20 protein-coding genes are annotated in these 20,742 nt (G+C 63.2%); 7 read left to right on the top strand and 13 right to left on the bottom strand.

Annotation, left to right across the window (positions count from 1 at the left end; genetic code table 11):
• Window position 1: 1 nt before the first annotated feature.
• Together BM403_RS02675 and BM403_RS02670 are read right to left on the bottom strand one after the other, a co-directional pair.
• Window positions 2-547 carry a cytochrome b gene (locus BM403_RS02675; protein WP_046035557.1) on the bottom strand — a complete coding sequence of 182 codons (546 nt, stop codon included), beginning with the start codon at window positions 545-547 and terminating at the stop codon, window positions 2-4.
• Window positions 544-1,626 carry a catalase family peroxidase gene (locus BM403_RS02670; protein ID WP_093541471.1) on the bottom strand — a complete coding sequence of 361 codons (1,083 nt, stop codon included), beginning with the start codon at window positions 1,624-1,626 and terminating at the stop codon, window positions 544-546. Before BM403_RS02670 ends, BM403_RS02675 begins: the two co-directional genes overlap by 4 nt.
• 167 nt (window positions 1,627-1,793) lie before the next feature.
• Between BM403_RS02670 and BM403_RS02665 the strand changes: the two genes are divergently transcribed.
• Window positions 1,794-2,300 carry a sigma-70 family RNA polymerase sigma factor gene (locus BM403_RS02665; protein ID WP_043205560.1) on the top strand — a complete coding sequence of 169 codons (507 nt, stop codon included), beginning with the start codon at window positions 1,794-1,796 and terminating at the stop codon, window positions 2,298-2,300.
• Window positions 2,297-3,034: an anti-sigma factor family protein gene (locus tag BM403_RS02660; RefSeq protein WP_093541469.1), complete on the top strand. Its 738-nt coding sequence runs from the start codon at window positions 2,297-2,299 to the stop codon at window positions 3,032-3,034. Before BM403_RS02665 ends, BM403_RS02660 begins: the two co-directional genes overlap by 4 nt.
• Here BM403_RS02660 and BM403_RS02655 read toward each other — a convergent pair.
• From BM403_RS02655 to BM403_RS02625, 7 genes are all read right to left on the bottom strand, one after another.
• Complete coding sequence (locus BM403_RS02655; protein WP_093541466.1) at window positions 3,031-4,008, bottom strand: Csu type fimbrial protein; 978 nt, start codon at window positions 4,006-4,008, stop codon at window positions 3,031-3,033. The genes BM403_RS02660 and BM403_RS02655 overlap by 4 nt on opposite strands.
• Window positions 3,999-6,356: a fimbria/pilus outer membrane usher protein gene (locus tag BM403_RS02650; RefSeq protein ID WP_046036935.1), complete on the bottom strand. Its 2,358-nt coding sequence runs from the start codon at window positions 6,354-6,356 to the stop codon at window positions 3,999-4,001. The genes BM403_RS02655 and BM403_RS02650 overlap by 10 nt, the downstream gene beginning before the upstream one ends.
• A gap of 71 nt (window positions 6,357-6,427) precedes the next feature.
• Window positions 6,428-7,216 carry a fimbrial biogenesis chaperone gene (locus BM403_RS02645; protein WP_012725023.1) on the bottom strand — a complete coding sequence of 263 codons (789 nt, stop codon included), beginning with the start codon at window positions 7,214-7,216 and terminating at the stop codon, window positions 6,428-6,430.
• Between the two features lie 25 nt (window positions 7,217-7,241).
• The gene (locus BM403_RS02640; RefSeq protein WP_093541464.1) at window positions 7,242-7,730 is read right to left on the bottom strand and encodes a Csu type fimbrial protein; all 489 of its coding nucleotides are present in this window, start codon (window positions 7,728-7,730) and stop codon (window positions 7,242-7,244) included.
• A gap of 2 nt (window positions 7,731-7,732) precedes the next feature.
• The gene (locus tag BM403_RS02635) at window positions 7,733-8,275 is read right to left on the bottom strand and encodes a Csu type fimbrial protein (protein WP_064055429.1); all 543 of its coding nucleotides are present in this window, start codon (window positions 8,273-8,275) and stop codon (window positions 7,733-7,735) included.
• A gap of 18 nt (window positions 8,276-8,293) precedes the next feature.
• The gene (locus tag BM403_RS02630) at window positions 8,294-8,836 is read right to left on the bottom strand and encodes a Csu type fimbrial protein (RefSeq protein ID WP_093541462.1); all 543 of its coding nucleotides are present in this window, start codon (window positions 8,834-8,836) and stop codon (window positions 8,294-8,296) included.
• Window positions 8,830-9,318, bottom strand: coding sequence for a Csu type fimbrial protein (locus tag BM403_RS02625; protein WP_175538050.1), 489 nt, complete (start codon window positions 9,316-9,318; stop codon window positions 8,830-8,832). The genes BM403_RS02630 and BM403_RS02625 overlap by 7 nt, the downstream gene beginning before the upstream one ends.
• A gap of 224 nt (window positions 9,319-9,542) precedes the next feature.
• Between BM403_RS02625 and zapE the strand changes: the two genes are divergently transcribed.
• Both zapE and BM403_RS02615 read left to right on the top strand, forming a co-directional pair.
• Window positions 9,543-10,637 (top strand): cell division protein ZapE, encoded by a 1,095-nt coding sequence (gene zapE / locus BM403_RS02620; protein ID WP_093541458.1) that lies wholly within the window; start codon window positions 9,543-9,545, stop codon window positions 10,635-10,637.
• A 39-nt stretch (window positions 10,638-10,676) separates the two neighbouring features.
• Entirely contained in the window at window positions 10,677-11,969 is a 1,293-nt protein-coding gene (locus BM403_RS02615; protein WP_093541929.1) for a protein kinase, read from the top strand.
• Between the two features lie 1,020 nt (window positions 11,970-12,989).
• Here BM403_RS02615 and BM403_RS02605 read toward each other — a convergent pair.
• Together BM403_RS02605 and BM403_RS02600 are read right to left on the bottom strand one after the other, a co-directional pair.
• Window positions 12,990-13,697 carry a YebC/PmpR family DNA-binding transcriptional regulator gene (locus tag BM403_RS02605; RefSeq protein ID WP_015884705.1) on the bottom strand — a complete coding sequence of 236 codons (708 nt, stop codon included), beginning with the start codon at window positions 13,695-13,697 and terminating at the stop codon, window positions 12,990-12,992.
• 100 nt (window positions 13,698-13,797) lie between these two features.
• Window positions 13,798-14,655 (bottom strand): LysR substrate-binding domain-containing protein, encoded by an 858-nt coding sequence (locus tag BM403_RS02600; protein WP_093541456.1) that lies wholly within the window; start codon window positions 14,653-14,655, stop codon window positions 13,798-13,800.
• A 111-nt stretch (window positions 14,656-14,766) separates the two neighbouring features.
• Here BM403_RS02600 and BM403_RS02595 point away from each other — a divergent pair, with 111 nt between their 5' ends.
• The 3 genes from BM403_RS02595 to BM403_RS02585 all read left to right on the top strand — a co-directional run bounded on the left by BM403_RS02595 (window position 14,767) and on the right by BM403_RS02585 (window position 17,399).
• On the top strand, window positions 14,767-15,870 hold the full coding sequence (locus BM403_RS02595) for a 2-aminoethylphosphonate--pyruvate transaminase (protein WP_093541454.1): 1,104 nt from the start codon (window positions 14,767-14,769) through the stop codon (window positions 15,868-15,870).
• Window positions 15,871-15,899: 29 nt separating this feature from the next.
• The gene (gene phnX, locus BM403_RS02590) at window positions 15,900-16,727 is read left to right on the top strand and encodes a phosphonoacetaldehyde hydrolase (protein ID WP_093541452.1); all 828 of its coding nucleotides are present in this window, start codon (window positions 15,900-15,902) and stop codon (window positions 16,725-16,727) included.
• 114 nt (window positions 16,728-16,841) lie between these two features.
• Entirely contained in the window at window positions 16,842-17,399 is a 558-nt protein-coding gene (locus BM403_RS02585; RefSeq protein ID WP_015884709.1) for a cytochrome b, read from the top strand.
• Here the strand turns inward: BM403_RS02585 and BM403_RS02580 are convergent.
• Together BM403_RS02580 and BM403_RS02575 are read right to left on the bottom strand one after the other, a co-directional pair.
• On the bottom strand, window positions 17,389-18,273 hold the full coding sequence (locus tag BM403_RS02580; protein WP_093541450.1) for a 1-aminocyclopropane-1-carboxylate deaminase/D-cysteine desulfhydrase: 885 nt from the start codon (window positions 18,271-18,273) through the stop codon (window positions 17,389-17,391). The genes BM403_RS02585 and BM403_RS02580 overlap by 11 nt on opposite strands.
• Before the next feature lie 57 nt (window positions 18,274-18,330).
• Entirely contained in the window at window positions 18,331-20,370 is a 2,040-nt protein-coding gene (locus tag BM403_RS02575) for an NADPH-dependent 2,4-dienoyl-CoA reductase (protein WP_093541448.1), read from the bottom strand.
• Window positions 20,371-20,742: the final 372 nt, after the last annotated feature.

Genomic DNA, 20,742 nt, shown 5'->3' with positions numbered 1-20,742 from the left:
ACTACAGGGAGCGTTTGGAGCCGGTCATGCTTTGCAGCACGCCATCGCGTCGGACCAACCCATGGAACAGCGCCGCCGCCAGGTGCAAGAGCACCGTCAGGAACAACAGGTAGGCGAGAAACCCGTGGGCCTTGCGCAGCACCGCGAACAGCGGCGCATTCGCCCCCACCAGCGCCGGCAACTGCACCGAACTGCTGAGCATCACCGGGTCGCCGGCCGCCGAAATCATTGCCCAACCCAGCAGCGGCAGCACCAGCATCAAGGCATACAGCACCAGGTGGGACGCCTTGGCCGCCAGCACTTGCCACAGCGGCAAGTCGGCTGGCAACGGCGGTTGGCGAGTGGAAAAACGCACCACCAACCGCACGATCACCAACGCCAGAATCGCAATACCCAGCGGCTTGTGCAGGTGAATCAACCACTCATGCCGCTCCGACACCGAAGCCGCCAGGCCCGCGCCGATAAACAGCATGGCGATGACCATCAGCGCCATCAGCCAGTGCAACAGACGCGCCAAGGGGGCGAAAAACCGGGGTTGGGCATTCATGGCTTCGACTCCTGAGGGGCGCTATGCAACGGGCTGACTTCACCGGCACGGCGCAGGTACGAGCTCGCGTACGCTGCCGAACGTGCCGCCAGCAGGGGGTCATTGGAGGCTTCAATGCCACTGGGCAAAATCAGCGGATCAAAGTTGATATCACGGCAAGCACCGTCCGCTTGCGGCTGGCTGCTTTGCAAGACCAGGGTGCCGGCGTTAATGACCTTATGCTCGCCGGTCCAGGCCTTGCTCGCATCGTCCAGCGGGTCGCCGGGGTTGGCCAGGGTCATGCTTAACTGCCAACGCAGCGGCCCGGCAGACAGGCGCTGTACCAGGTCTTTCTCGAGGAAATCACTCCCCGCTGGCGCGGTATCGCCCGGTGCGTCTTGACTCAGGGGTACGACGCCCCAACGCACGGCCTGGCGCTTGCCATCGGCACCCACCAGGTAAAACGCATTGATACCGTTGTAGGTTTCGGTCGCATAACTGGCCGAAGGCTTGGCGGTCTTGACCCATGCCAGAAACGACGCGGTCTCGGGATGGGCGGCAAAGAACGCTGGCATACTCGCCGGGTTCGGTTTGCCGGTGGCGGGCTCCGGTGCGCCGGCCTTGAGCATCTGGTAGAACGCCTCGGGCGTGCCCACCGGGAACACCGGCATGCTGTTCATGCCGGTGCGCCACTGCTGGCCGTTGGCCTGGCTGAATTGCACGGCAAAACTGCGGATCGGTACACTGCTGTCCGGCGCATAGGGGTTGCCGCTGGGCAACGCAAACCGACCGATCAGCGGGGTCTTGGCCGCGCTGAACACCTGGGCGCTGGAGTAGGCGCGGGCTTCGGCACTGCTCTCGAAATACCCCGCCACGCACACGCCCTTGGCATGGTTACGTCGGAAGCCGGGGTGCACGCCATTGTTGGTTTCCAGAGCGTTGACCAAGGTTTTCGGGCGCAGGCGCTGTGGGTCGAGGGTGCCATTGACGTAGGCAAATGCCCCCGCCACAACCGCAACCACGGCACCGATACCCGCCAGGCGCGCGATCAGGCTCGCAGTGCTCAACGGGGGACGGGGCGGTGATGAGTGATCTACCATGAAGGAACTCCAGGGCCAAAGGCCTTAGGGGTGAACATAAGGTCGGAGCATTAAGACGAACGCCGATCCGCTCTATTCCCGGGCCGTGGATTTATTTCCCAACACAGGGAATAACCTTCAACGCCGCACGTCTCTCTAGTCCCAGCGTAGTGACCCCCCAGACGCCCATGCATGAACTCGACGAACAGTTACGTGAACTCATCCCCAGGCTACGGCGCTTTGCCGTGTCCCTGACCCGTAACGCCAGCAGCGCCGACGACCTGGTGCAGTCGACCCTGGAGCGGGGGATCATCAGTTGGGCCGATAAACGCATCGAAGGCGACTTGCGCGCCTGGCTGTTCTCGATCCTCTACCGACAATTCCTCGATGCCCACCGCCGCACCCGGCGCTACGCACGCATGCTGGAGTTCTTCACCGGACGCGACGATGTGCAACCGTCGGTGGAACGCACGGTGATCGCCCAGTCGACCCTGCAAGCCTTCGATCAACTCAGCACCGAGCAGCGCGCGCTGCTGCTGTGGGTCTCCGTCGAAGGCTTGAGCTACAAGGAGGTCGCCGAGATCCTCGAGGTGCCCATCGGTACCGTGATGTCGCGCCTGTCGCGGGCACGCCAAGCCCTGCGTCAACTCAGTGATGGCGAAATTGCCAGCCCTTCCCTGCGGAGACTCAAATGATCAGCCTGCCCCCCAGCGAACGCGATTTGCATGCCTACGTCGATCATCAACTGCTGGAGAGTGATCGCCGTGTGCTGGAAACCTATTTGGCCGCCCACCCGGACGTTGCGGCCCAGGTCCACGCCTGGCAGCACGATGCACAGTTGCTGCGCGCGGCATTGGGCGGTGCGCTGCAACATCCGGCCAACCCGGACCTGGACCCGGCGTTGATCCGCCAACGCATCAAGCACCAGTCGCGTCGCCACGTCGCCACCGCAGCCGTGCTGCTGATCGCCGTCAGCCTCGGCGGCCTCGGCGGCTGGCACGCCCGTGAAGCCACCCAACCGCCCCTGCTGCCAATGGCCGACGCGATGCAGGCGTTCCGCTTGTTTGCCCAGGACGGCATCATGCCCGCCGACTACAAGGTCCAGGGCGACGGCACGATGCAGGCCTGGCTCGACCGCTACTTCAACCAGGCGCACCGCCTGCCTGACTTGAGCGCATCGGGCTTCACGCCGGTCAGCGGGCGCTTGCTCACCACCGAGCAAGGCGCGGCGGCCATGGTGCTGTACGAAGACCGGCAAGGGCGGCGCATCAGTTTCTACATCCGTCCACCCGGTCCCGAAAACGGCTTCCTGCCTCGTGGCAGCCGCAGTGCCGATGGCTTGCAGGCCCAATATTGGTCCGGCGCCGGCTACAACTATGCGGTGGTCAGCCCGGTGGGTCAGCCCACACCACCGATGCAGACGTTCTAAAAGCCCACGTCGAGTACCACGTTGTCGAGATAGGTACCGGCGGGTGGGGTGTTCTGGTCGGTGTAGACCCTGGCGTTGTAGTTGAACACCTGGCTACCGGTGCCCAGGCCGTTGCCGGGGTTGATTTCGGCGGTGGAGCTGTCGCGACGCGCTGCGCCCACGCTGCCCCAGCGGGTGGTCCCGGCGCTTTTGAAGATGTCGTAGGCCAGGTAGTTGCCGCCGGACACCATGCGCCGTCGCCCGCCCACGCTGAGCGGGTTCTGGCCGTCACTCAGGCCGACGCTGTAGGCGCTGCCTTTGGTGCAGGAAATGCTGGTCTGCCCGGTCACGGTGGAGAACCCACTGACAACCGGCGCGCTGCCAAAGCTGATATTGGGCGCGGTGATCTGGCAGTCATTGGTGACGGTCATGCTCACGGTCAACGCTGCCGTGCCGCTGCCGATGTCGCGGCCCAGGCAGATACCTCCAATGCCGATCCCCGAGCAGTAGTTCCAGTTCCAGGCAATGTTCAAGGTCTCGGTGTACAACCCCGCAGCAACGTTGCTGCCGGTGATGCTGCTCACGTACAGCGGTACGGTTTTTGTCCCAGGCCCCGCGATCAAACCGATGCCTTGGGCAATGCCCCCGGCTCCACCGAATTCAAATTGGGTACCTCTGGTTATCGGGAAACTGGTGCTGTTGCTGCCGTAAATCGTATAGCCGATGACATCGCCGGTTGGCCCGACCATCCCGGTGTTGGAGGAGGTGATCGTCGCGTAGAAGTGGTCGGAGGACACCAGCAGCGAAATCAACGCCGAGGCGCAGCTCAACCCTGCGTTTGCCGTCGAACTGGCCTGCGCCGCCGTGCGCACCGTCATTGAGCTGATCGAACCGAAACTCGCCGGCGTCGTGGTCACCACCGAACACAGCGCCATGGCCTGGCCCGAAAACACTACGCCCACGACACACAGCCACCCCATTCCCCTCATTGGCATACCAACGGCCCGATCAGCGGCACATCCTGTTGTTGCTCATCGATATCAAACCGCGCCTGGCAGGTACGCCCTTCGCCCAGCGTGACGTGCAGGGTGTTATGCCCCGAGAGATTTTCCAGGTACACCAGGCCATCCCAGCCGACCACCGCCTGCTGGTTGCTTTGCTCGTGCACCACCAGGCTGCCCAGGGGCAACTCCTGATGCTGGGTGTCCACCAGGGTGACGCTGGCCGCGAGTACCCGGCGCAATGGAAACTCCAGCAGGTAACCGCTGCCACGCCGCACCGACACACGCTGTTCCACATTCGGGCTCTGCACGTTGAGCGGCAGGTTCAGCGGATCGATTTCATACTTGGCGCGGTAATACGCGCTGCTCCACGGCACCAGAAGATGGCCGTTACGGTCGGTTTCGCCCACCAACTGGTTCTCGTAGCGCACCGGAATCCCGGCGAACCCCTGGGTACTCACCACCACAAAGGCATCGTTGATGCGGTTGGCGGCAAAGGCGTCGCCGCCCATCCACACCAGCGAGCCGCTGGCATCCGCCCAACGCGTCTCGGCATCGCTGCTGCCGTATACGCCAGCCTGCAACTGCACCGATTGCAAACGCCACGTCAGGTCGGCCTGCCGGTACGCCGGGCCAGCGCCCTGGGCATAACCGAGGTTGTAGCCTACCCCGCCTTCGCTGGGCACCGCGTGGCTGTAGTTGAGGCGCTGGCGGCTGGCGCCCTCCTTGCTGCGCTCGGTGCTCAGGGCCAGGCTGCCGTTGAGATCAAACGGAATCACCAGTTGCGCCTGCATCGCCCAATTGCTGTCGCCGATCTCACGGTTGGCCGACAGGTAGAAGCTGGTGTTGCGCCACAGCGGTTTGCTCCAGCTCAGGTTGAGCAGGCGCGTGCGCGAATCGTCCGCCGCCTGCACGTCGAAATACCCCACACCCAGGCTGCCGAAACGCTCAAGGTTGAGGCTCAGGGTTACCTGCTCGCTGCGCTTGCTGAGGCTGGCGTAAGGCGTGTCGACCAGCGTCAGGTCGGCGTACGCTTCGTGTCGCTCCACCCGCTGATAGGACAGGCTGTAGCGCGTGCTGTTGTACTGATACCCCAGGCTCAGTTGCTGGCCGGTGCGGCCTTCGAACTGGCTTTGACTGACGGCCGTGTTGAGCACGCCGAAGTTGCCCAGCCGCAGGTTGCCGCCCAGGCCGCCCAGGGTCAGGTCGCTGGACGCTTCGGCATGGGTTTCCAAGGTCAGGTTGTCGGAATACCCATAACGAAAGGTGCCGCTGGCCACACCCGACCCATAGGCAAAATCCTTCAGGGCGTACTCCCGGCGCAAGGTACCGGCGGCCACCGAGAAATCCGTCAGACCCTGTTGCAGCAACGTGCTGGTCACATAGAACGGCACGGTGGTCGAGACCTGGCGACCCAGGGCGTCGGTGGTCACCACCACGGCTTCGCCCGCTCCGTTGATAAACGGCACATTGGTCAGCGTGTAAGGCCCCGGTTGCAGCAGTGCGCTGTCGGACTTGTAGCCGTTGATAAACAGGTCCACCGACGATGGCACCGCAGCCTCTCCGGCAAATTGCGGCAACGGATAGGTCACCAGGTCCGGGCGCACCGCAAAGTCCCGCGACAGTTGCACGCCGCCCAGGCGCACCGAACTGCTCCAAGGCAAGGCGCCGCTGATCACGTCACCGGCCTCGTAGGTCAGCAGCTGCTCATCATCGGAGAAACGCCAGGTGGTGTCGTAGCGCCGGTAGCCGTTGTTGAGCGTACTGCTGCCGACCCCATCGGCCAGGGTCTGGCGGTACTGACCGGTATTGGACAAGGTGCCCCAGTTGTCGAACAGCCGCACTTCGTTCCAGGCGGCGAGGTAGCTGCCGCCTTCGTCGGTGTCGTTGAAATACAGGTCATAGTTGAGCAAGGCGCCGAAGCTGCTCATCGCCTGGGTACGCGGATAGGTGTTGCGGTTGCCGATGAATTGCGCCTGCAGCCACGACGGTGGCACATCCAGCAACAGGCGCTGTCCATGGCTGTCGTACTCGCTGTGCAGGCCGGGGATCTGGTCCAGCGCCACACTGCCACTCGGTTCACCGGGCAGCTTCATGCCCACATCCTGCAGCGCACTGGCCGGCACGTAGAGTTGCCCGGCCCGTTGATCGACCGCAATAACACGGCCGGTGTCCATCTGGTTGACCACCAACTCCAGAAACAACTGTGCATCGGCGACAGCCTCCATACTGCTCGGGGGCGGTGGCAGGTCGCCAGCCACGCCCGGAAGCGCAATTATTGCGCCGCCCAGCCCGCTTACCACCGACAGCCATATACCACGAGCCAGACCACGACTCATCATGGCGTTGTGTCCTTCAATGGACATCTCCATCCGTTTAAAACCCGGGGCTTCCCAGCCCCGCTACCCTGCGGTTATCGCTTCGGCGCCAGGTTCTCCAATTGCGGCGCACCGTTGATCCTGACCTGCAGCGGCTGGTCGGCCGACAACGTATCCGGCACCGGCCAGCGCATGGTTGCGCCCGGCAGTACGTAGCCCAACAGGCCGTCCACCAACGGCCGCGTCTGCCCACCCTGCTTGAATGACGCATCGGTGAGGCGCGCATGCACGGCGCCCTGGTTGCGCACTTCGATGTAGTTGCGCCCTGCCACCGTGACCTTGTGCCAGCTCAGCTCCGGTTTGCCGGCGCCCTTGGGGTCGCGCTGGCGCGTGCTGTCGTCCTTGCTCCACAGGCCCGCGCCGTAGGCAAACAGCGGCACCGAATAACGCATCTGAAAGCGGATCGCCGCTGCCGTGTTCTTGCCTTCCGGCGGCGTGGGTACCTGCAAGGGTGAAGGGATTTCATCGATGATGATGCGGTAGGCCAACTCTTGCCCCGGCGGCACTTCACGGGTGCGCGTCAGGCGTACCAGTTGTTTCTGTCCCGGCTCAATCCGCGCCACGGGCGGGCTGCCGATCACCTCGCGCTGGTTTTGGTATTGCTCGTCGAAGCCGCTCTGGCTCCAGGCAAAGACGCGAATCTGCAAGCTCGCAGTTTCGGTCCCACGGTTTTCCAGCCACAGTGCGCTGGCCTGTTGATCGGCCTCCAGCACCGGATCGATGGGCCAGATCAGCACCGAGCTGGCCGCTTGCACTAGCCCTGCCGTGCACGCGGCACTCAAGGCAAGACCCGCGGCCCACAGCCGCCGGGAAGGTGAACGCATAACCCCACTCCTTATACCAATAGCCTTACCACGTCAGCTGCACTTGCAGCGTGTCGCTGTACGTCCCCCCAGGCTGATTGCCCGGCAATTGCACCCGCCCGTAGATCGGCAGGCTGATGGTGTTCGCATCGCTGTAAGCCACGTTGACGCTCTGGCCGATCCCCAGGCTCTGGCTGAACGCCGCATCCCGAAATAACTGATACGCCACCCGCGCACTGCCGCTGTTGAGCTGCAAATTGCGCCCGGTGCTGCTGTGCAGCCCGCCGTCGACGCTCATGCTCAGCGCCACCCCCGGCGTGCATTGCAACGTGACGCCCGCTGTCAGCGCCGCCGTGACGGTGCTGGTCGCCAGGGCCGAATGACTGCCGTAGGTCAGCGCGCCGTAATTGGAGCTCCCGCCCACAATCAGGCAGCCAGGGGTGATGGTCGCGCTCACCTGGAAGCTCTGGCTGGTCACCGCCGATAACGGCAGCGGCACCGCCAGCGCACAGGCCAGCAACGCTCTGAACCACATCGCTAGAACGTCAGTTCCACGGCCACGGTGTCGGTGTAGGTGCCTGCCGGCAGCCCCGCCTTGCCCACCGCCCGACCGTAGAGGCTGACGGTCTGCGCCACGCCGGTACTGGCGGCGAGGGTGATCACGCCGTCGATCGCCAACAACGCGGAGTGGCCGCTGTCGGTGTAGAAGTCGTAAGGCACGAAGTTGCCCGCACCGTCGGCCAGCGCACGGCTGCCGCCTGGGGAAGCGCCGTCATGCGCACCGGCGCGCACCTTGACGGCTGGCGTGGTGCCACTGGAACACAGGATCGACAATCCGCCACCCGTGCCGGTACCGCCGAGCAACTGCGCATCGGCGTTGGTGAACAGGCTGTTGGTGGTGCCGAAGTTCAAGCTACCGAAGTTCAGGCCGGTGGCCGCTCCAGAACCGTTGACCTGACAGCTGGAGATCAATATCAGGCTGGACGTGATCTGCCCGGTCACCGTGGTTGCCGCGTTGAGGCTGGAGGCCATCGCCAGGCCCAGCGCGCAAACGCCTAATCGAGAAACAAGTACATGCATGGTTTCCATCCTCTTGAGTTACCAGTCCAGTGTCACCGTCAACGTGTCGGTGTAGATCCCTGCCGGTAAGGCACTGGTATTGGCGACCACGGAGCCAAACACCGGGATCGGTATCTGGGTGCCCTTGGCCACGACAAAATTGTGTTGCTGCCCGATGCTGTAGGTGCTGTGACCCTGCGGGTCGGCGGACAGGCGATAAGGAATCATCTGGCGCCCATTGCTCAGGCGCCGGGTGGTGCCATCGCCGTTGGTACCGCCGTCGATGGTCACGGTGAAGCTCGAGACCGAGGGGTTGCACGACACCGCCAGTGGCGCCTTGTCGCCCGCGGTGACGCCAGCGCCCAGCGGGTTGCTCCAGGTCGGCCCTTGGCTGCCGAAGTCGAGCATCGCCGTGCCGCCCGAGGGGTTGACCGGCGCGCTTTCAACCCCTTTGCTCACTTCGCAACTGGCGGTGATCACCAGCCGCGCCTGGATCAGCCCGGTGGCGGCAGCCGCCTGCGCGTCATCCGCCAGCACCAGCAGGCCGCCGATGACCACCAGGGCCATGCAGCGGCTTACCATGTCACCGTCACCTTGAGCAGGTCGGTGTAGCGGCCGACGGCGGGGATGTCTTTGAGCGGTTCAATGCGGCCGTAAAGCGGCAGGTCAACAAAGCCTGCGTCCGGCACCCGGCCGCTCAGCGGCACGTCCACCGGCAACGGCACGCGCCGCGCGGCGTCGGCATACAGGCGATAGGGAATGGGTTGGGTCGAAGGGGTGGCGCTCAGGTAGCGCACTTCACCGGTGCCGCCATGCAGGCCACCGTCCACGCGCACTTGATACGGCGTGTCGGGGTTGCACTCCAGGCGCGGCTGGCGCTGGCTGATCAACGCCGCACTCAAGGGCCCGGCCGGGTCGTTGAGACGCGGGCCGCTGCCGAAATCCAAGATACCCAGTTGCTCGATGCCAGCCTCGCGGGTGGTACCCACCAACTGACAGCCCCGCTGCACGTCGATACGCACCTCCACCTGGAGTTGTGCGCCGTAAGCCGTGCTGCAGAGCATCGCGCCCATGACTGCCAATACTGCTCGTCCCTTCACTGCCCCAAATCCTTGTACAGGGATTACTCCTTTGTAGGAGGTTAGACACTCAGCGAGAAACTGCCAGTCTGGACAGGATTACCTTCGTGACAGGCTTTTTCGAGATAGCGGGCAACGCCCTTCTCTATTGGTCAAAACGCGGCGAGCGCCCTAAAGTGAGCAACCACTGAACTATAGAGTGACTTGCATTGGCCGCGCTTTCCCTGATCCGTCGCCTGCTCGGTAAACACACCGCCCCCCTCGACGCCTCGCCCATCCCCGCGTTCTTTCAGCAAAAGGCCGAACAACAGGGTTACACCCTCAGCACCGGTCAAACCCGAGCCATTGCAGCATTGGCCCGGGAAACCCAGCACTTGCTCGCCGGCCAACCCGCCCGCAGCCTGTACCTGCACGGACCGGTGGGGCGCGGCAAAAGCTGGCTGCTGGACGGTTTTTTCCAGGCGTTGCCGATTGCGCAGAAGCAGCGCGTGCACTTCCATGACTTTTTCGTCCAACTGCATCGCGACATGTTCACCCACCGTGAGCAGGACGATGCCCTGGCCGTGGCCCTCGATGAACGGCTGGCAGATTGCCAGGTGCTGTGTTTCGACGAATTCCACGTCCACGATATCGGCGATGCCATGCTGATCACGCGGCTGTTCAAGGCCTTGTTCGAGCGCGGTGTGCTGGTGCTGGTGACGTCCAACTATGCGCCGCAGGGCTTGCTGCCCAACCCCTTGTACCACGAGCGATTCAAGCCGGTGATCGACCTGATCGACGCGCGCATGGAGGTGCTGGAGGTCAGCTCGCCGCAGGACTTTCGCAGCCTGCCCCAGGCGCAGAGCGCGCAACGTTTTACCAGCGGTCAGTACGTATGGCCGGGAACCGCAAGCCAGCGTGCAGCACTTGATCTGCCCGCTGCGGACTGCCCGCCCCTGCCCTTGGCCGTCGGCCACCGGACCTTGATGTGCCGGCGCCACGCGGGACGCAGCGTTGCCTTCACGTTCAACGACCTGTGCGAACAACTCACGGCGGTCATGGACTACCTGCTGCTGTGCCAGGACTACGATCACTGGGTCATCGACGGCCTGCCTCAACTGGCGGAGTGTCCGATTGCCGTGCAACAGCGGTTTATCAACTTGGTGGACGTGCTCTACGACCGGGACAAGCACCTGGTGCTTATCGGTGAGCAGCCCCTCGACATCGCCTTGGGCGGCCAGGCCATCGACCTCGCCCGTACTGCCAGCCGTCTCGGGCAGTTGCAACAGACCTGCCCGCAACCGGTGCCCGACCCGGTATCATGAGCGCCATTTACGCCTTCTTGCCGAGTGACCGCGCCGTTCATGAATACCCTCGCCCAACTCAAGGCCGGCCAATTGGCCGGCATCACGCGCCTGGACCTGTCCTGCGGGCTGACCGAATTCCCCCGGGAAATCTTCGAACTGGCCGACTCCCTGGAAATCCTCAACCTCAGCGGTAACGCCCTGAGCCGCCTGCCCGACGACCTGCACCGCCTGCCGCACCTGCGCGTGCTGTTCTGCTCGGACAACCTGTTCACCGAGCTGCCGGCCAGCCTGGGCCAGTGCGCCAAGCTGAGCATGATCGGGTTCAAGGCCAACCGGATCAGCCACGTGCCCGCCGCCGCATTGCCGCCCCTGCTGCGCTGGCTGATCCTGACCGATAACCGCATCAGCCAGTTGCCGAGTGAATTGGGCGAACGGCCACTCCTGCAAAAGCTGATGCTGGCCGGCAACGAGCTGACGCACCTGCCGGAAAGCCTGGCCAACTGCCACAACCTCGAATTGCTCCGCATTGCCTCCAACCGCTTCACCCGCTTGCCGCAGTGGCTGCTAACGCTGCCCAGCCTGACCTGGCTGGCCTATGCCGGTAACCCGGTGGAAATGGCCGTCGAGGTGCCGGGCGATGAGACTACCGCGAATATTCCCTGGTCCGACCTGGCACTGGCCGAAGTCCTCGGCGAAGGCGCTTCCGGCGTCATCCGTAAAGCGCTGTGGAAACCGTCGGGCAAAGCCGTCGCCGTCAAACTGTATAAAGGCAGCATCACCAGTGATGGCTCGCCGCTGCACGAAATGCAGGCCTGCATTGCCGCCGGCTTGCACCCCAACCTGATCAAGGTCGAGGGCCGCGTTGTCGGCCACCCTGACGACCAGGCCGCACTGGTGATGGAGCTGATCGACCCGAGCTACCGCAACCTCGCGGCCTTGCCGAGCCTGGCCTCGTGCACACGCGACATCTACGAAACGGGCGTTTGCTTCAGCCTTGAAGTGGCGCTGCGCATGGCACGCGGGGTCGCGTCGGTAGGCGCGCATCTGCATCGGCATGGCATCACCCATGGCGACCTGTATGGCCACAATATCCTCTGGAATGAAGCGGGGGACTGCCTGCTGGGGGATTTTGGCGCGGCGTCGTTCCATGCCACGGCGGAAACCCTGGAGACCAAAGCGTTGCAGCGTATTGAAGTGCGGGCGTTCGGCGTGTTGCTGGGGGAGTTGTTGGAGCGGGTTGAGGATCAGGTGAGTGATGGACTGATCGCGCTGCAAATAAGCTGCTGTCAGCCCGATGTATTGGCGCGGCCGGGGTTCGATGAAATCGAATCACTGCTGAACCGGGGCTGAAACCCAATCCAAATGTGGCTGGCTTGCCTGCGATAGCCATAGGTATCGACACAACGCTGTAGCAACCCCGCTAACCACGATGCGAAGCGAGCCGTTCTTGATCTTGATCTTGATCTAGCTTTTGATCTCAGCCGCCCCGTCAAACACGCTGGCCGGAATTCGACAGGGATTTGGGGGGTAAACCGGCAGGGATGCCGGTTTAGCCGCCCCGCGCCATGGATGGCGCGTGGCGGCGGCCCCCCAAATACCTGTCGGATTACGGGCACACCGAGCCTAGGCGAGGTGCCGAGTGTTGGGGCGAAGGCCTTTTGGTTACTTTTGGGCCTTTCCAAAAGTGACCCGCCGTAAGGGCGGAACCTATACCAGCCGTTACCTAAATAACGGATATGTACCCGGTCTGATCCAACATCCTGGTCGTCTGCCAGCCCGCCAGCGGGAGCAAGCTCCCTCGCCACAGGTCCAGCGCCATACCCAGAATTGTGTAGATACCGACGCCTCGATGGCGCTGAATCAGTCACCTGATGAATCGACTGACACACCGCTATCGGGGGCAAGCCCCCTCCCACATTTGGATCGCGGCCTAACAGTTAGATGGTGGTCGGCTGTCAGGCAGCCGGCGGGAGCAAGCTCCCTCGCCACAGGTCCAGCGCCATACCCAGAATTGTGTAGATACCGAGGCCCCGATGGCGCTGAATCAGTCACCTGAGGAATAGACTGACACACCGCTATCGGGGGCAAGCCCCCTCCCACATTTGGATCGCGGCCTAACCGTTAGATGGCGCTCGGCTGTCAGGCCGCCACGGGAGCAAGCTCCCTCGCCACAGGTCCGCCGCCATACCCAGAATGGTGTAGATACCGAGGCCCCGATGGCGCTGAATCAGTCACCTGATGAATCGACTGACACACCGCTATCGGGGGCAAGCCCCCTCCCACATTTGGATCGAGGTCTAACCGTTAGATGGCGCTCGTCTGCCAGGCCGCCGGCGGGAGCAAGCCCCCTCCCACATTTTTTACCGTGTTTCAGCCAGCCAGGCCGACGAACATATCCTGCACGTCATCGTGGTTGTCCAGGCCTTCCAGGAAGGCTTCCACTTCCGCCATCTGCTCATCGCTCAAACCGCTCACCGGGTTCTTCGAGATATAACCCAGCTTGGCCGACAGCACGGTGAAACCCTGCTCAGGCAAGGCTTTCTGTACGGCATCGAGGTCGGTGGTCTCGGTGATGAACAGGGTGGTGCCCTCTTCTTCGCCGTCTTCAAAATCCTGTGCGCCGGCTTCGATAGCGGCCATTTCCGGGTCGGCGTCCGGGCTGTCCGGCGAGGCTTCGATCAGGCCGACGTGGTTGAAATCCCAGGCCACGGAACCAGAGGCACCGAGTTGGCCCTTGCGGAACGCTACGCGGATTTCCGCCACGGTGCGGTTGATGTTGTCGGTCACGCACTCAACGATCAGCGGCACCTGATGCGGGGCGAACCCTTCATAGGTCACGCGGTGGTACTGCACGGTTTCGCCGAGCAGACCGGCGCCTTTCTTGATGGCGCGTTCCAGGGTTTCCTTGGGCATCGAGGCCTTTTTGGCCTGTTCCACCACCAGACGCAAGTGGGCGTTGGTCGCGGTGTCGGCACCGTTGCGGGCGGCGATGGTGATTTCTTTCACCAGCTTGCCGAAGATCTTGCCCTTGGCATTGGATGCCGCTTCTTTATGTTTGACTTTCCACTGTGCGCCCATGACTCACTCTCTATTCGTCCATCGCGCCGAAACGTCTACTGGCCGGCGCTTTGGGGGCAGAGTTTATAGCGCAAGAACACATCGTTCCACCAAAAACCGATCAGGGCGTCAACGCGAAAAAGGCCTGGATCAGGCGCAACGAGCGGCGCCGCTCCAGGCAACCGAGCATGTGCCGATTGACCAGCCCATCAGCGTGCAGGGGAATCGCTTGCACCCGTGGGTCCGGGCTGACCTCCATCGACGACACCACCCCAACCCCCAACGCGGCGGCGACGGCCTCGCTGACCGCCTCGCGACTGTCCAATTCCAGCAGCACCTTGGGCTGTACACCCGCCGCCACGCAGGCGTCGTCAAAGGTGCGGCGAGTGATGGAACTGGGCTCGCGCAGCACCATGATCACCTCATGCAACTGCTCTAGGCGGATACCTGCCGCCGACGTGGCCCACGCATGGCCCGCCGGCACCAATGCGCAGATACGCGACTCGCTCAAGGGTTGCAGGTGCAAACCATTGCGCGGTTCCACCTCGGTCAGCACCGCCACATCCGCATGTTCGGACAACAGTGCGGCCAGGGTTTCCTGGGCATTGCCCAGGCGCAGGTTCACGGTGATCCCAGGGTAACGCGCACGCAGGCTGGCGATCATCGGCATCACCAGGTGCGGTCCGTCAGCCGCCACTTCCAGGCGCCCGGTGAGCAATTGGCGGTTGGCCTCCAGCAGGGTCTGAGCTTCATCCACCAGGCCAAAGATCGCCCGGGTGATCGCCGCGAGGCGTGCGCCCTCTTCCGTCAACTCGACACGTCGCGCGGTGCGGCGCAGCAACGGGATCTGGTAATGCTCTTCAAGGGCCTTGATGTGTCCGGTCACCGCCGGCTGGCTGATAAACAACCGCGCCGCCGCGCGGGTAAAGCTGCCCTCACGGGCCACGGCATCGAATGCACGCAGTTGGAACAGGTTCATGGCTATCGGCCTCACTGATAGCTCTCATAACAACAAACAATTTGATTGATGACAAGCCAAACTGCAATTTAGGCGCCGTAGCTTGACTCAACGGCTTTACGAGGATTTGCAATGACCGCGCCCCTCCTGCTCACGCCCGGCCCGCTGACCACCTCCGCCCGCACCCGCCAGGCCATGATGGTGGACTGGGGTTCATGGGACGACCGCTTCAACCAACTCACCGCCAGCGTCTGCGAACAATTGCTGGCGATCATCGATGGCGTCGACAGCCACCACTGCGTGCCATTGCAAGGCAGCGGCACCTTCGCCGTAGAAGCGGCCATCGGCACGCTGGTCCCGCGTGACGGCAAGGTGCTGGTGCTGATCAACGGCGCCTATGGCAAACGCCTGGCGAAAATCTGCGAAGTACTGGGGCGCGCCTTCAGCACCTTTGAAACCGCCGAGGACGAACCGACCACCGCTGCCGATGTGGACCACCTGCTACAGGCCGACCCGGCCATCACCCACGTCGCCCTGATCCACTGCGAAACCAGCACCGGCATTCTCAACCCGCTGCCGGAGATCGCCCAGGTCGTTAAAACCCACGGCAAACGCCTGATCATCGACGCCATGAGTTCCTTCGGCGCACTGCCGATCGATGCCCGCGAAGTCCCGTTCGACGCGCTGGTCGCCGCCTCCGGCAAGTGCCTGGAGGGCGTGCCGGGCATGGGGTTCGTCTTCGCCGACAAACAAGCGCTGGCCGCCGCCCAAGGCAACTGCCACTCCCTGGCAATGGACCTGTTCGACCAGCACAGCTACATGGCCAAGACCGGCCAATGGCGCTTCACGCCGCCGACCCATGTGGTCGCCGCCCTGCACGAAGCGCTGCTGCAATACCAGGAAGAAGGCGGCCTGCCCGCGCGGCATAAACGCTACGCCAGCAACTGTCAGGCGCTGCTCGACGGCATGGCCGAACTGGGCGTGCGCAGCTTCCTGCCGGCCGCCATCCAGGCGCCGATCATCGTCACCTTCCATGCGCCGCAAGACCCGCGCTACCAGTTCAAGGACTTCTACGAACGGGTCAAGGCCAAGGGTTTCATTCTGTATCCAGGCAAGCTGACCCAGGTGGAGACCTTCCGCGTGGGCTGCATCGGCGATGTCGACGCGGCAGGCATGCAGGCAGCGGTCAAGGCGATTGCCGAGGTGCTGCACGCCATGGAAGTGTTGGACATTTGATTCCCCCTTTTACCGATAGGATCTGAACCATGCAGTATCAAAACCCCAACACCCTCCAGGCCGTTATCCTTGATTGGGCCGGCACCGTGGTCGATTTCGGCTCGTTTGCCCCCACGCAAATCTTCGTCGAGGCCTTCGCCGAGTTCGACGTGCAAGTCTCCATCGAAGAAGCCCGTGGCCCGATGGGCATGGGCAAGTGGGACCACATCCGCACCCTCTGCGATCAACCACAGGTTGCCGAACGCTACCGCAAGGCCTTCGGCCGCACGCCCACCGATGACGACGTGACCGCCATCTACCAGCGCTTCATGCCGTTGCAGATCGAGAAGATCGCCGAACACTCGGCGCTGATTCCCGGCGCCCTCGACACCATCGCCCGGCTGCGCGTGCAAGGCATCAAGGTCGGCTCCTGCTCCGGCTACCCCAAGCAAGTCATGGACAAGGTGGTTGCCCTGGCCGCCACCAACGGCTACATCGCCGACCATGTGGTGGCCACCGACGAAGTGCCCAATGGTCGCCCATGGCCGGCCCAGGCCCTGGCTAACGTGATCGCGCTGGGGATCGATGATGTCGCCGCGTGTGTGAAGGTCGACGACACCGTGCCGGGCATCCTCGAAGGTCGCCGCGCCGGGATGTGGACGGTGGCCCTGACCTGCTCCGGCAATGCCTTGGGCCTGACCTATGAGCAATTTCGCGGCCTGGACGCGGCCACACTGGCCAGCGAGCGCAAACGCATCGAGGCGATGTTCGAAGGCTCGCGCCCGCACTACCTGATTGACACCATCACCGACCTGCCGGCGGTGATCAGCGACATCAACGCACGCCTGGCCCGCGGGGAAATGCCACAGAGCAACTGACAGAGATCAAGTCAACGCTATTCGCGCCGGGCAAATCGCTTAAAACAGGCTTACAGTAAAAGGACTCCGTCGCCAAAGAATGGAGGTTTACCCTGATGAGTGAGGAACCCAGCGATGCCGTGGAAAAATTCCGATACGCGCTACAGCACCATGTCGATTGCGTTGCACTGGTTGATGGTGGTGCTGCTGGCGGTGGTCTACGCCTGCATTGAGTTACGCGGCCAGTTCCCCAAAGGCAGCGGTGCGCGAACGTTGATCGTCGAGATGCACTTTATGTTTGGCCTCACCGTGTTTGTGCTGGTGTGGCTGCGCCTGTTTGCGCGCAGCCTGGGGGTGGCACCGAAGATCGTCCCGGCGCCGCCGCAATGGCAGAGCCTGTTGGCCACCCTGATGCACGTCGCGTTATACGCGTTGATGATCGGCATGCCGATTGCCGGTTGGCTGATCGTCAGTGCCGAGGGGCATTCGGTGATGTTCTATGGCATGGAGTTGCCGCCGCTGATCGCTGAGAACAAGGACCTGGCCAAGCAGATCGAGGGCTGGCACGTGTGGTTCGGCAAAGTCGGTTATTGGCTGATCGGGCTGCATGCGCTGGCCGGGATTGCCCACCATTACATCCTGCGCGACAACACCGCGTTGCGCATGATGCCGGGCAAACGCGCTAACCCTTGAAACCTCGGCGACCTTGCAGGCCGCCGGTGTGGACGAAGACCAGGCGAGTGCCGGGGGCTAAGCCCCCGGCTTCGATGTGGGTCTTTAAAGCCAGTAAGGCCTTGCCGGTGTAGAGCGGCTCCAGGGGCACGCCGCAGGCCTGCTCTGTTGCGTCGATAAACTCGAGCAGCAAGGGGTCGACGTTGGCAAAGCCACCGCGGCTGGCGTCCACCAGCTCATATCCGCCCTGCACGATAGCCTCGACGTTCTGCGCCACACCGTGGCCATCCGGCACCGCCATGGCGCCGTACACCGGGTGTGCGCCCCTTTCAGCGAGTGCCAGGCCGGCCAGCGTGGTGCCGGTGCCTGCCGCCAGCCACCAGGCGTCGTAATCCGCCCAGCCCACGCGGTGTAACTGCGCACGCACCTGCTCGACCAGCACCGCGCAGCCCATGGCGCCCGTGATGCCACCGCCGCCTTCGGGCACGGGATGCAGGTCGGGATACTGTTCACGCCACGGCAGCCAGAAACCCGGTTCATGCCGAGCGCGATAACCGCCATAACCCAGCCAATGCAGTTGCATGCCAAAGGCTTGCAGGTCGACGACGGTCGGGGTGTCTTGCGCATGCCCGCGTAACAGGCCGACGGTGGGAAAACCGAAACGCTTGCCGGCGGCGGCCAACGCGTGCAGATGGTTGGAGTAAGCGCCGCCCAGGCTGATGAGACCGCGCGCGCTGTGCGCCTGGGCCAAGTGCCCGGTGAGCTTGAACCACTTGTTGCCGCTGATCAGTGGGTCGATACGGTCCAGCCGCAGCACGGCCAACTCGACACCGTTCAGCCAATCGAGCTGCAAGCGTTCAAGGGGGGCGTGGGGAAGCCAATCGAAGGGACCCATCGGGAGGGATCTGCATGAAAAACGGGGCGGTAGTCTAACACCGCCCCGCTCGGGGTCTTACAGCTCCGCCGCGAGACGCGAGCCCTGGTTGATGGCGCGCTTGGCATCCAACTCGGCCGCCACGTCGGCGCCGCCGATCAGGTGCACGTTCTGGCCGGCCGCGACCAGGCCGTCCTGCAATTCGCGCAGCGGGTCCTGGCCGGCGCAGATGACGATGTTGTCCACTGCCAGCACCTGCGGTTCGCCCTCGGCACCGATGCGGATATGCAGGCCGTCATCGTCGATCTTCAGGTATTCGACGCTGTTGAGCATCTGCACGCGCTTGTTCTTCAAGCCAGTACGGTGGATCCACCCGGTGGTCTTGCCCAGGCCATCGCCGACCTTGGAGGCCTTGCGTTGCAGCAGGAACAGTTCTCGCGCCGGCGCATGCGGTTGCGGCTTGATGCCCGCGACGCCGCCACGGGCTTGCAGCTGGGTGTCGATGCCCCACTCTTTCCAGAAGGCTTCGCGGTCCAGGCTGGTGGACACGCCTTGGTGCACGAGGAATTCCGACACGTCGAAACCGATACCGCCCGCGCCGATCACGGCGACGCGCTTGCCGACCGGTTTACGTTCCAGGATCACGTCCAGGTAGCTCAGCACCTTGGCGTTATCGATCCCTGGGATCGCCGGCGTGCGTGGTGCGATGCCGGTCGCCAGGATGATCTCGTCGTAACCGCCCGCCGCCAGTTGCGCCACGTCCACGCGGGTGTTGAGGCACAGCTCGACGTGGGTGGTCTGCAACTTGCGTTTGAAGTAGCGCAGGGTTTCGAAGAACTCCTCTTTGCCCGGCACACGCTTGGCGATGTTGAACTGGCCGCCGATCTCGCTGGCGGAGTCGAACAGGGTGACTTGATGGCCTCGCTCGGCGGCGACCGTTGCGGCGGCCAAACCGGCAGGGCCGGCACCGACCACGGCGATCTTCTTGATCTGCTTGACCGGCAGGTAGTTGAGCTCAGTCTCGTAGCACGCACGGGGATTGACCAGGCAGGTGGTCAGCTTGCCGCCAAAGGTGTGGTCCAGGCACGCCTGGTTGCAGCCGATGCAGGTGTTGATTTCATCGGCGCGGCCGGCGGCGGCCTTGTTGACGAACTCTGGGTCGGCCAGGAAGGGGCGTGCCATCGAGACCATGTCGGCATCGCCTTCGGCGAGGATCTGCTCGGCGATTTCCGGGGTGTTGATGCGGTTGGTGGTAATCAACGGGATCTGCACCGCACCGCGCAGCTTGGCGGTGACTTTGCTGAACGCGCCACGCGGTACTTTGGTGGCGATGGTCGGGATCCGCGCTTCGTGCCAGCCGATCCCGGTGTTGATAAGGGTCGCACCGGCACCTTCGATGGCCTTGGCCAACTGCACGATTTCTTCCCAGGTGCTGCCGCCTTCCACCAGGTCGAGCATCGACAGGCGGAAGATAATGATGAAGTTCGGGCCCACGGCTTCACGCACACGGCGCACGATGTCTACCGCCAGGCGCATGCGGTTTTCGTAGCTGCCACCCCAGCGGTCGGTGCGATGGTTGGTGTGGGCCGCGAGGAACTGGTTAATGAAGTAGCCTTCAGAACCCATGATTTCCACGCCGTCGTACTCGGCGACCTGGGCCAGCAACGAGCACGTGACGAAATCCTGAATCTGCTTTTCGATGCCCTCTTCGTCCAGCTCCTTGGGTTTGAACGGGTTGATCGGCGCCTGGATCGCGCTGGGTGCCACCTGCTTGGGGCTGTAGGCATAACGGCCGGCGTGGAGGATCTGCATACAGATCTTGCCGCCCGCCTCGTGCACGGCCTGGGTGACGATCTTGTGCTTCTGCGCTTCTTCGTCGGTGGTCAGTTTGGCTGCGCCTGAATACACGCCGCCCTCATCATTCGGGCCAATGCCGCCCGTGACCATCAGGCCCACGCCCCCTCGGGCGCGCTCGGCGAAATAGGCCGCCATGCGTTCGAAACCGCCGGGTTTTTCTTCCAAGCCGGTGTGCATCGAGCCCATCAGGGTACGGTTGCGCAAGGTGGTAAAACCCAGGTCCAACGGGGCCAGCAGGTGCGGGTAGGCAACAGCGGTCATGGTCAAGCTCCACAACGGATCATCACGGGACGTGACACGCTCGAACGGCGCGCCATCGGTTTATGTCCCACAGACTAAGAGGCGGTGGACGACGGCTCAATGACCGAAACTGACAAGTTATTGATCCAAATGCACAGCGCCCCTTGGCAAGCCCGCCCATGGGCCCTACCCTAGTCGGCGAACCCTGCATGGGTTTTCACTTGTGATGAGATTATTTGCACTTAAAAATGAAAACCACGTGCCTTGCGAACTCCGGTTTAGAAGATGAAACCAGGGGCAACACCGCAAAAAGGGTGCAATAGTGCCTAAGATATCTTCCACAATAGCTGCTATGCCCAGTTGTCTATACGGCCGGATGTGCAGTAGATCATT

It is taken from the genome of Pseudomonas sp. OV546, assembly GCF_900116845.1.
In the GTDB taxonomy this organism is placed as follows: Bacteria; Pseudomonadota; Gammaproteobacteria; order Pseudomonadales; family Pseudomonadaceae; genus Aquipseudomonas; species Aquipseudomonas petroselini.
This window is presented reverse-complemented; position numbering and strand designations above follow the sequence as displayed.

Excerpts from the sequence above, each read along its gene's own strand:
- BM403_RS02675 (WP_046035557.1), bottom strand. The coding sequence starts at position 547 with ATGAATGCCCAACCCCGGTTTTTCGCCCCCTTGGCGCGTCTGTTGCAC.
- BM403_RS02670 (WP_093541471.1), bottom strand. The coding sequence starts at position 1,626 with ATGGTAGATCACTCATCACCGCCCCGTCCCCCGTTGAGCACTGCGAGC.
- BM403_RS02665 (WP_043205560.1), top strand. The coding sequence starts at position 1,794 with ATGCATGAACTCGACGAACAGTTACGTGAACTCATCCCCAGGCTACGG.
- BM403_RS02660 (WP_093541469.1), top strand. The coding sequence starts at position 2,297 with ATGATCAGCCTGCCCCCCAGCGAACGCGATTTGCATGCCTACGTCGAT.
- BM403_RS02655 (WP_093541466.1), bottom strand. The coding sequence starts at position 4,008 with ATGCCAATGAGGGGAATGGGGTGGCTGTGTGTCGTGGGCGTAGTGTTT.
- BM403_RS02650 (WP_046036935.1), bottom strand. The coding sequence starts at position 6,356 with ATGATGAGTCGTGGTCTGGCTCGTGGTATATGGCTGTCGGTGGTAAGC.
- BM403_RS02645 (WP_012725023.1), bottom strand. The coding sequence starts at position 7,216 with ATGCGTTCACCTTCCCGGCGGCTGTGGGCCGCGGGTCTTGCCTTGAGT.
- BM403_RS02640 (WP_093541464.1), bottom strand. The coding sequence starts at position 7,730 with ATGTGGTTCAGAGCGTTGCTGGCCTGTGCGCTGGCGGTGCCGCTGCCG.
- BM403_RS02635 (WP_064055429.1), bottom strand. The coding sequence starts at position 8,275 with ATGCATGTACTTGTTTCTCGATTAGGCGTTTGCGCGCTGGGCCTGGCG.
- BM403_RS02630 (WP_093541462.1), bottom strand. The coding sequence starts at position 8,836 with ATGGTAAGCCGCTGCATGGCCCTGGTGGTCATCGGCGGCCTGCTGGTG.
- BM403_RS02625 (WP_175538050.1), bottom strand. The coding sequence starts at position 9,318 with ATGCTCTGCAGCACGGCTTACGGCGCACAACTCCAGGTGGAGGTGCGT.
- BM403_RS02615 (WP_093541929.1), top strand. The coding sequence starts at position 10,677 with ATGAATACCCTCGCCCAACTCAAGGCCGGCCAATTGGCCGGCATCACG.
- BM403_RS02605 (WP_015884705.1), bottom strand. The coding sequence starts at position 13,697 with ATGGGCGCACAGTGGAAAGTCAAACATAAAGAAGCGGCATCCAATGCC.
- BM403_RS02600 (WP_093541456.1), bottom strand. The coding sequence starts at position 14,655 with ATGAACCTGTTCCAACTGCGTGCATTCGATGCCGTGGCCCGTGAGGGC.
- BM403_RS02595 (WP_093541454.1), top strand. The coding sequence starts at position 14,767 with ATGACCGCGCCCCTCCTGCTCACGCCCGGCCCGCTGACCACCTCCGCC.
- phnX (WP_093541452.1), top strand. The coding sequence starts at position 15,900 with ATGCAGTATCAAAACCCCAACACCCTCCAGGCCGTTATCCTTGATTGG.
- BM403_RS02585 (WP_015884709.1), top strand. The coding sequence starts at position 16,842 with ATGCCGTGGAAAAATTCCGATACGCGCTACAGCACCATGTCGATTGCG.
- BM403_RS02580 (WP_093541450.1), bottom strand. The coding sequence starts at position 18,273 with ATGGGTCCCTTCGATTGGCTTCCCCACGCCCCCCTTGAACGCTTGCAG.
- BM403_RS02575 (WP_093541448.1), bottom strand. The coding sequence starts at position 20,370 with ATGACCGCTGTTGCCTACCCGCACCTGCTGGCCCCGTTGGACCTGGGT.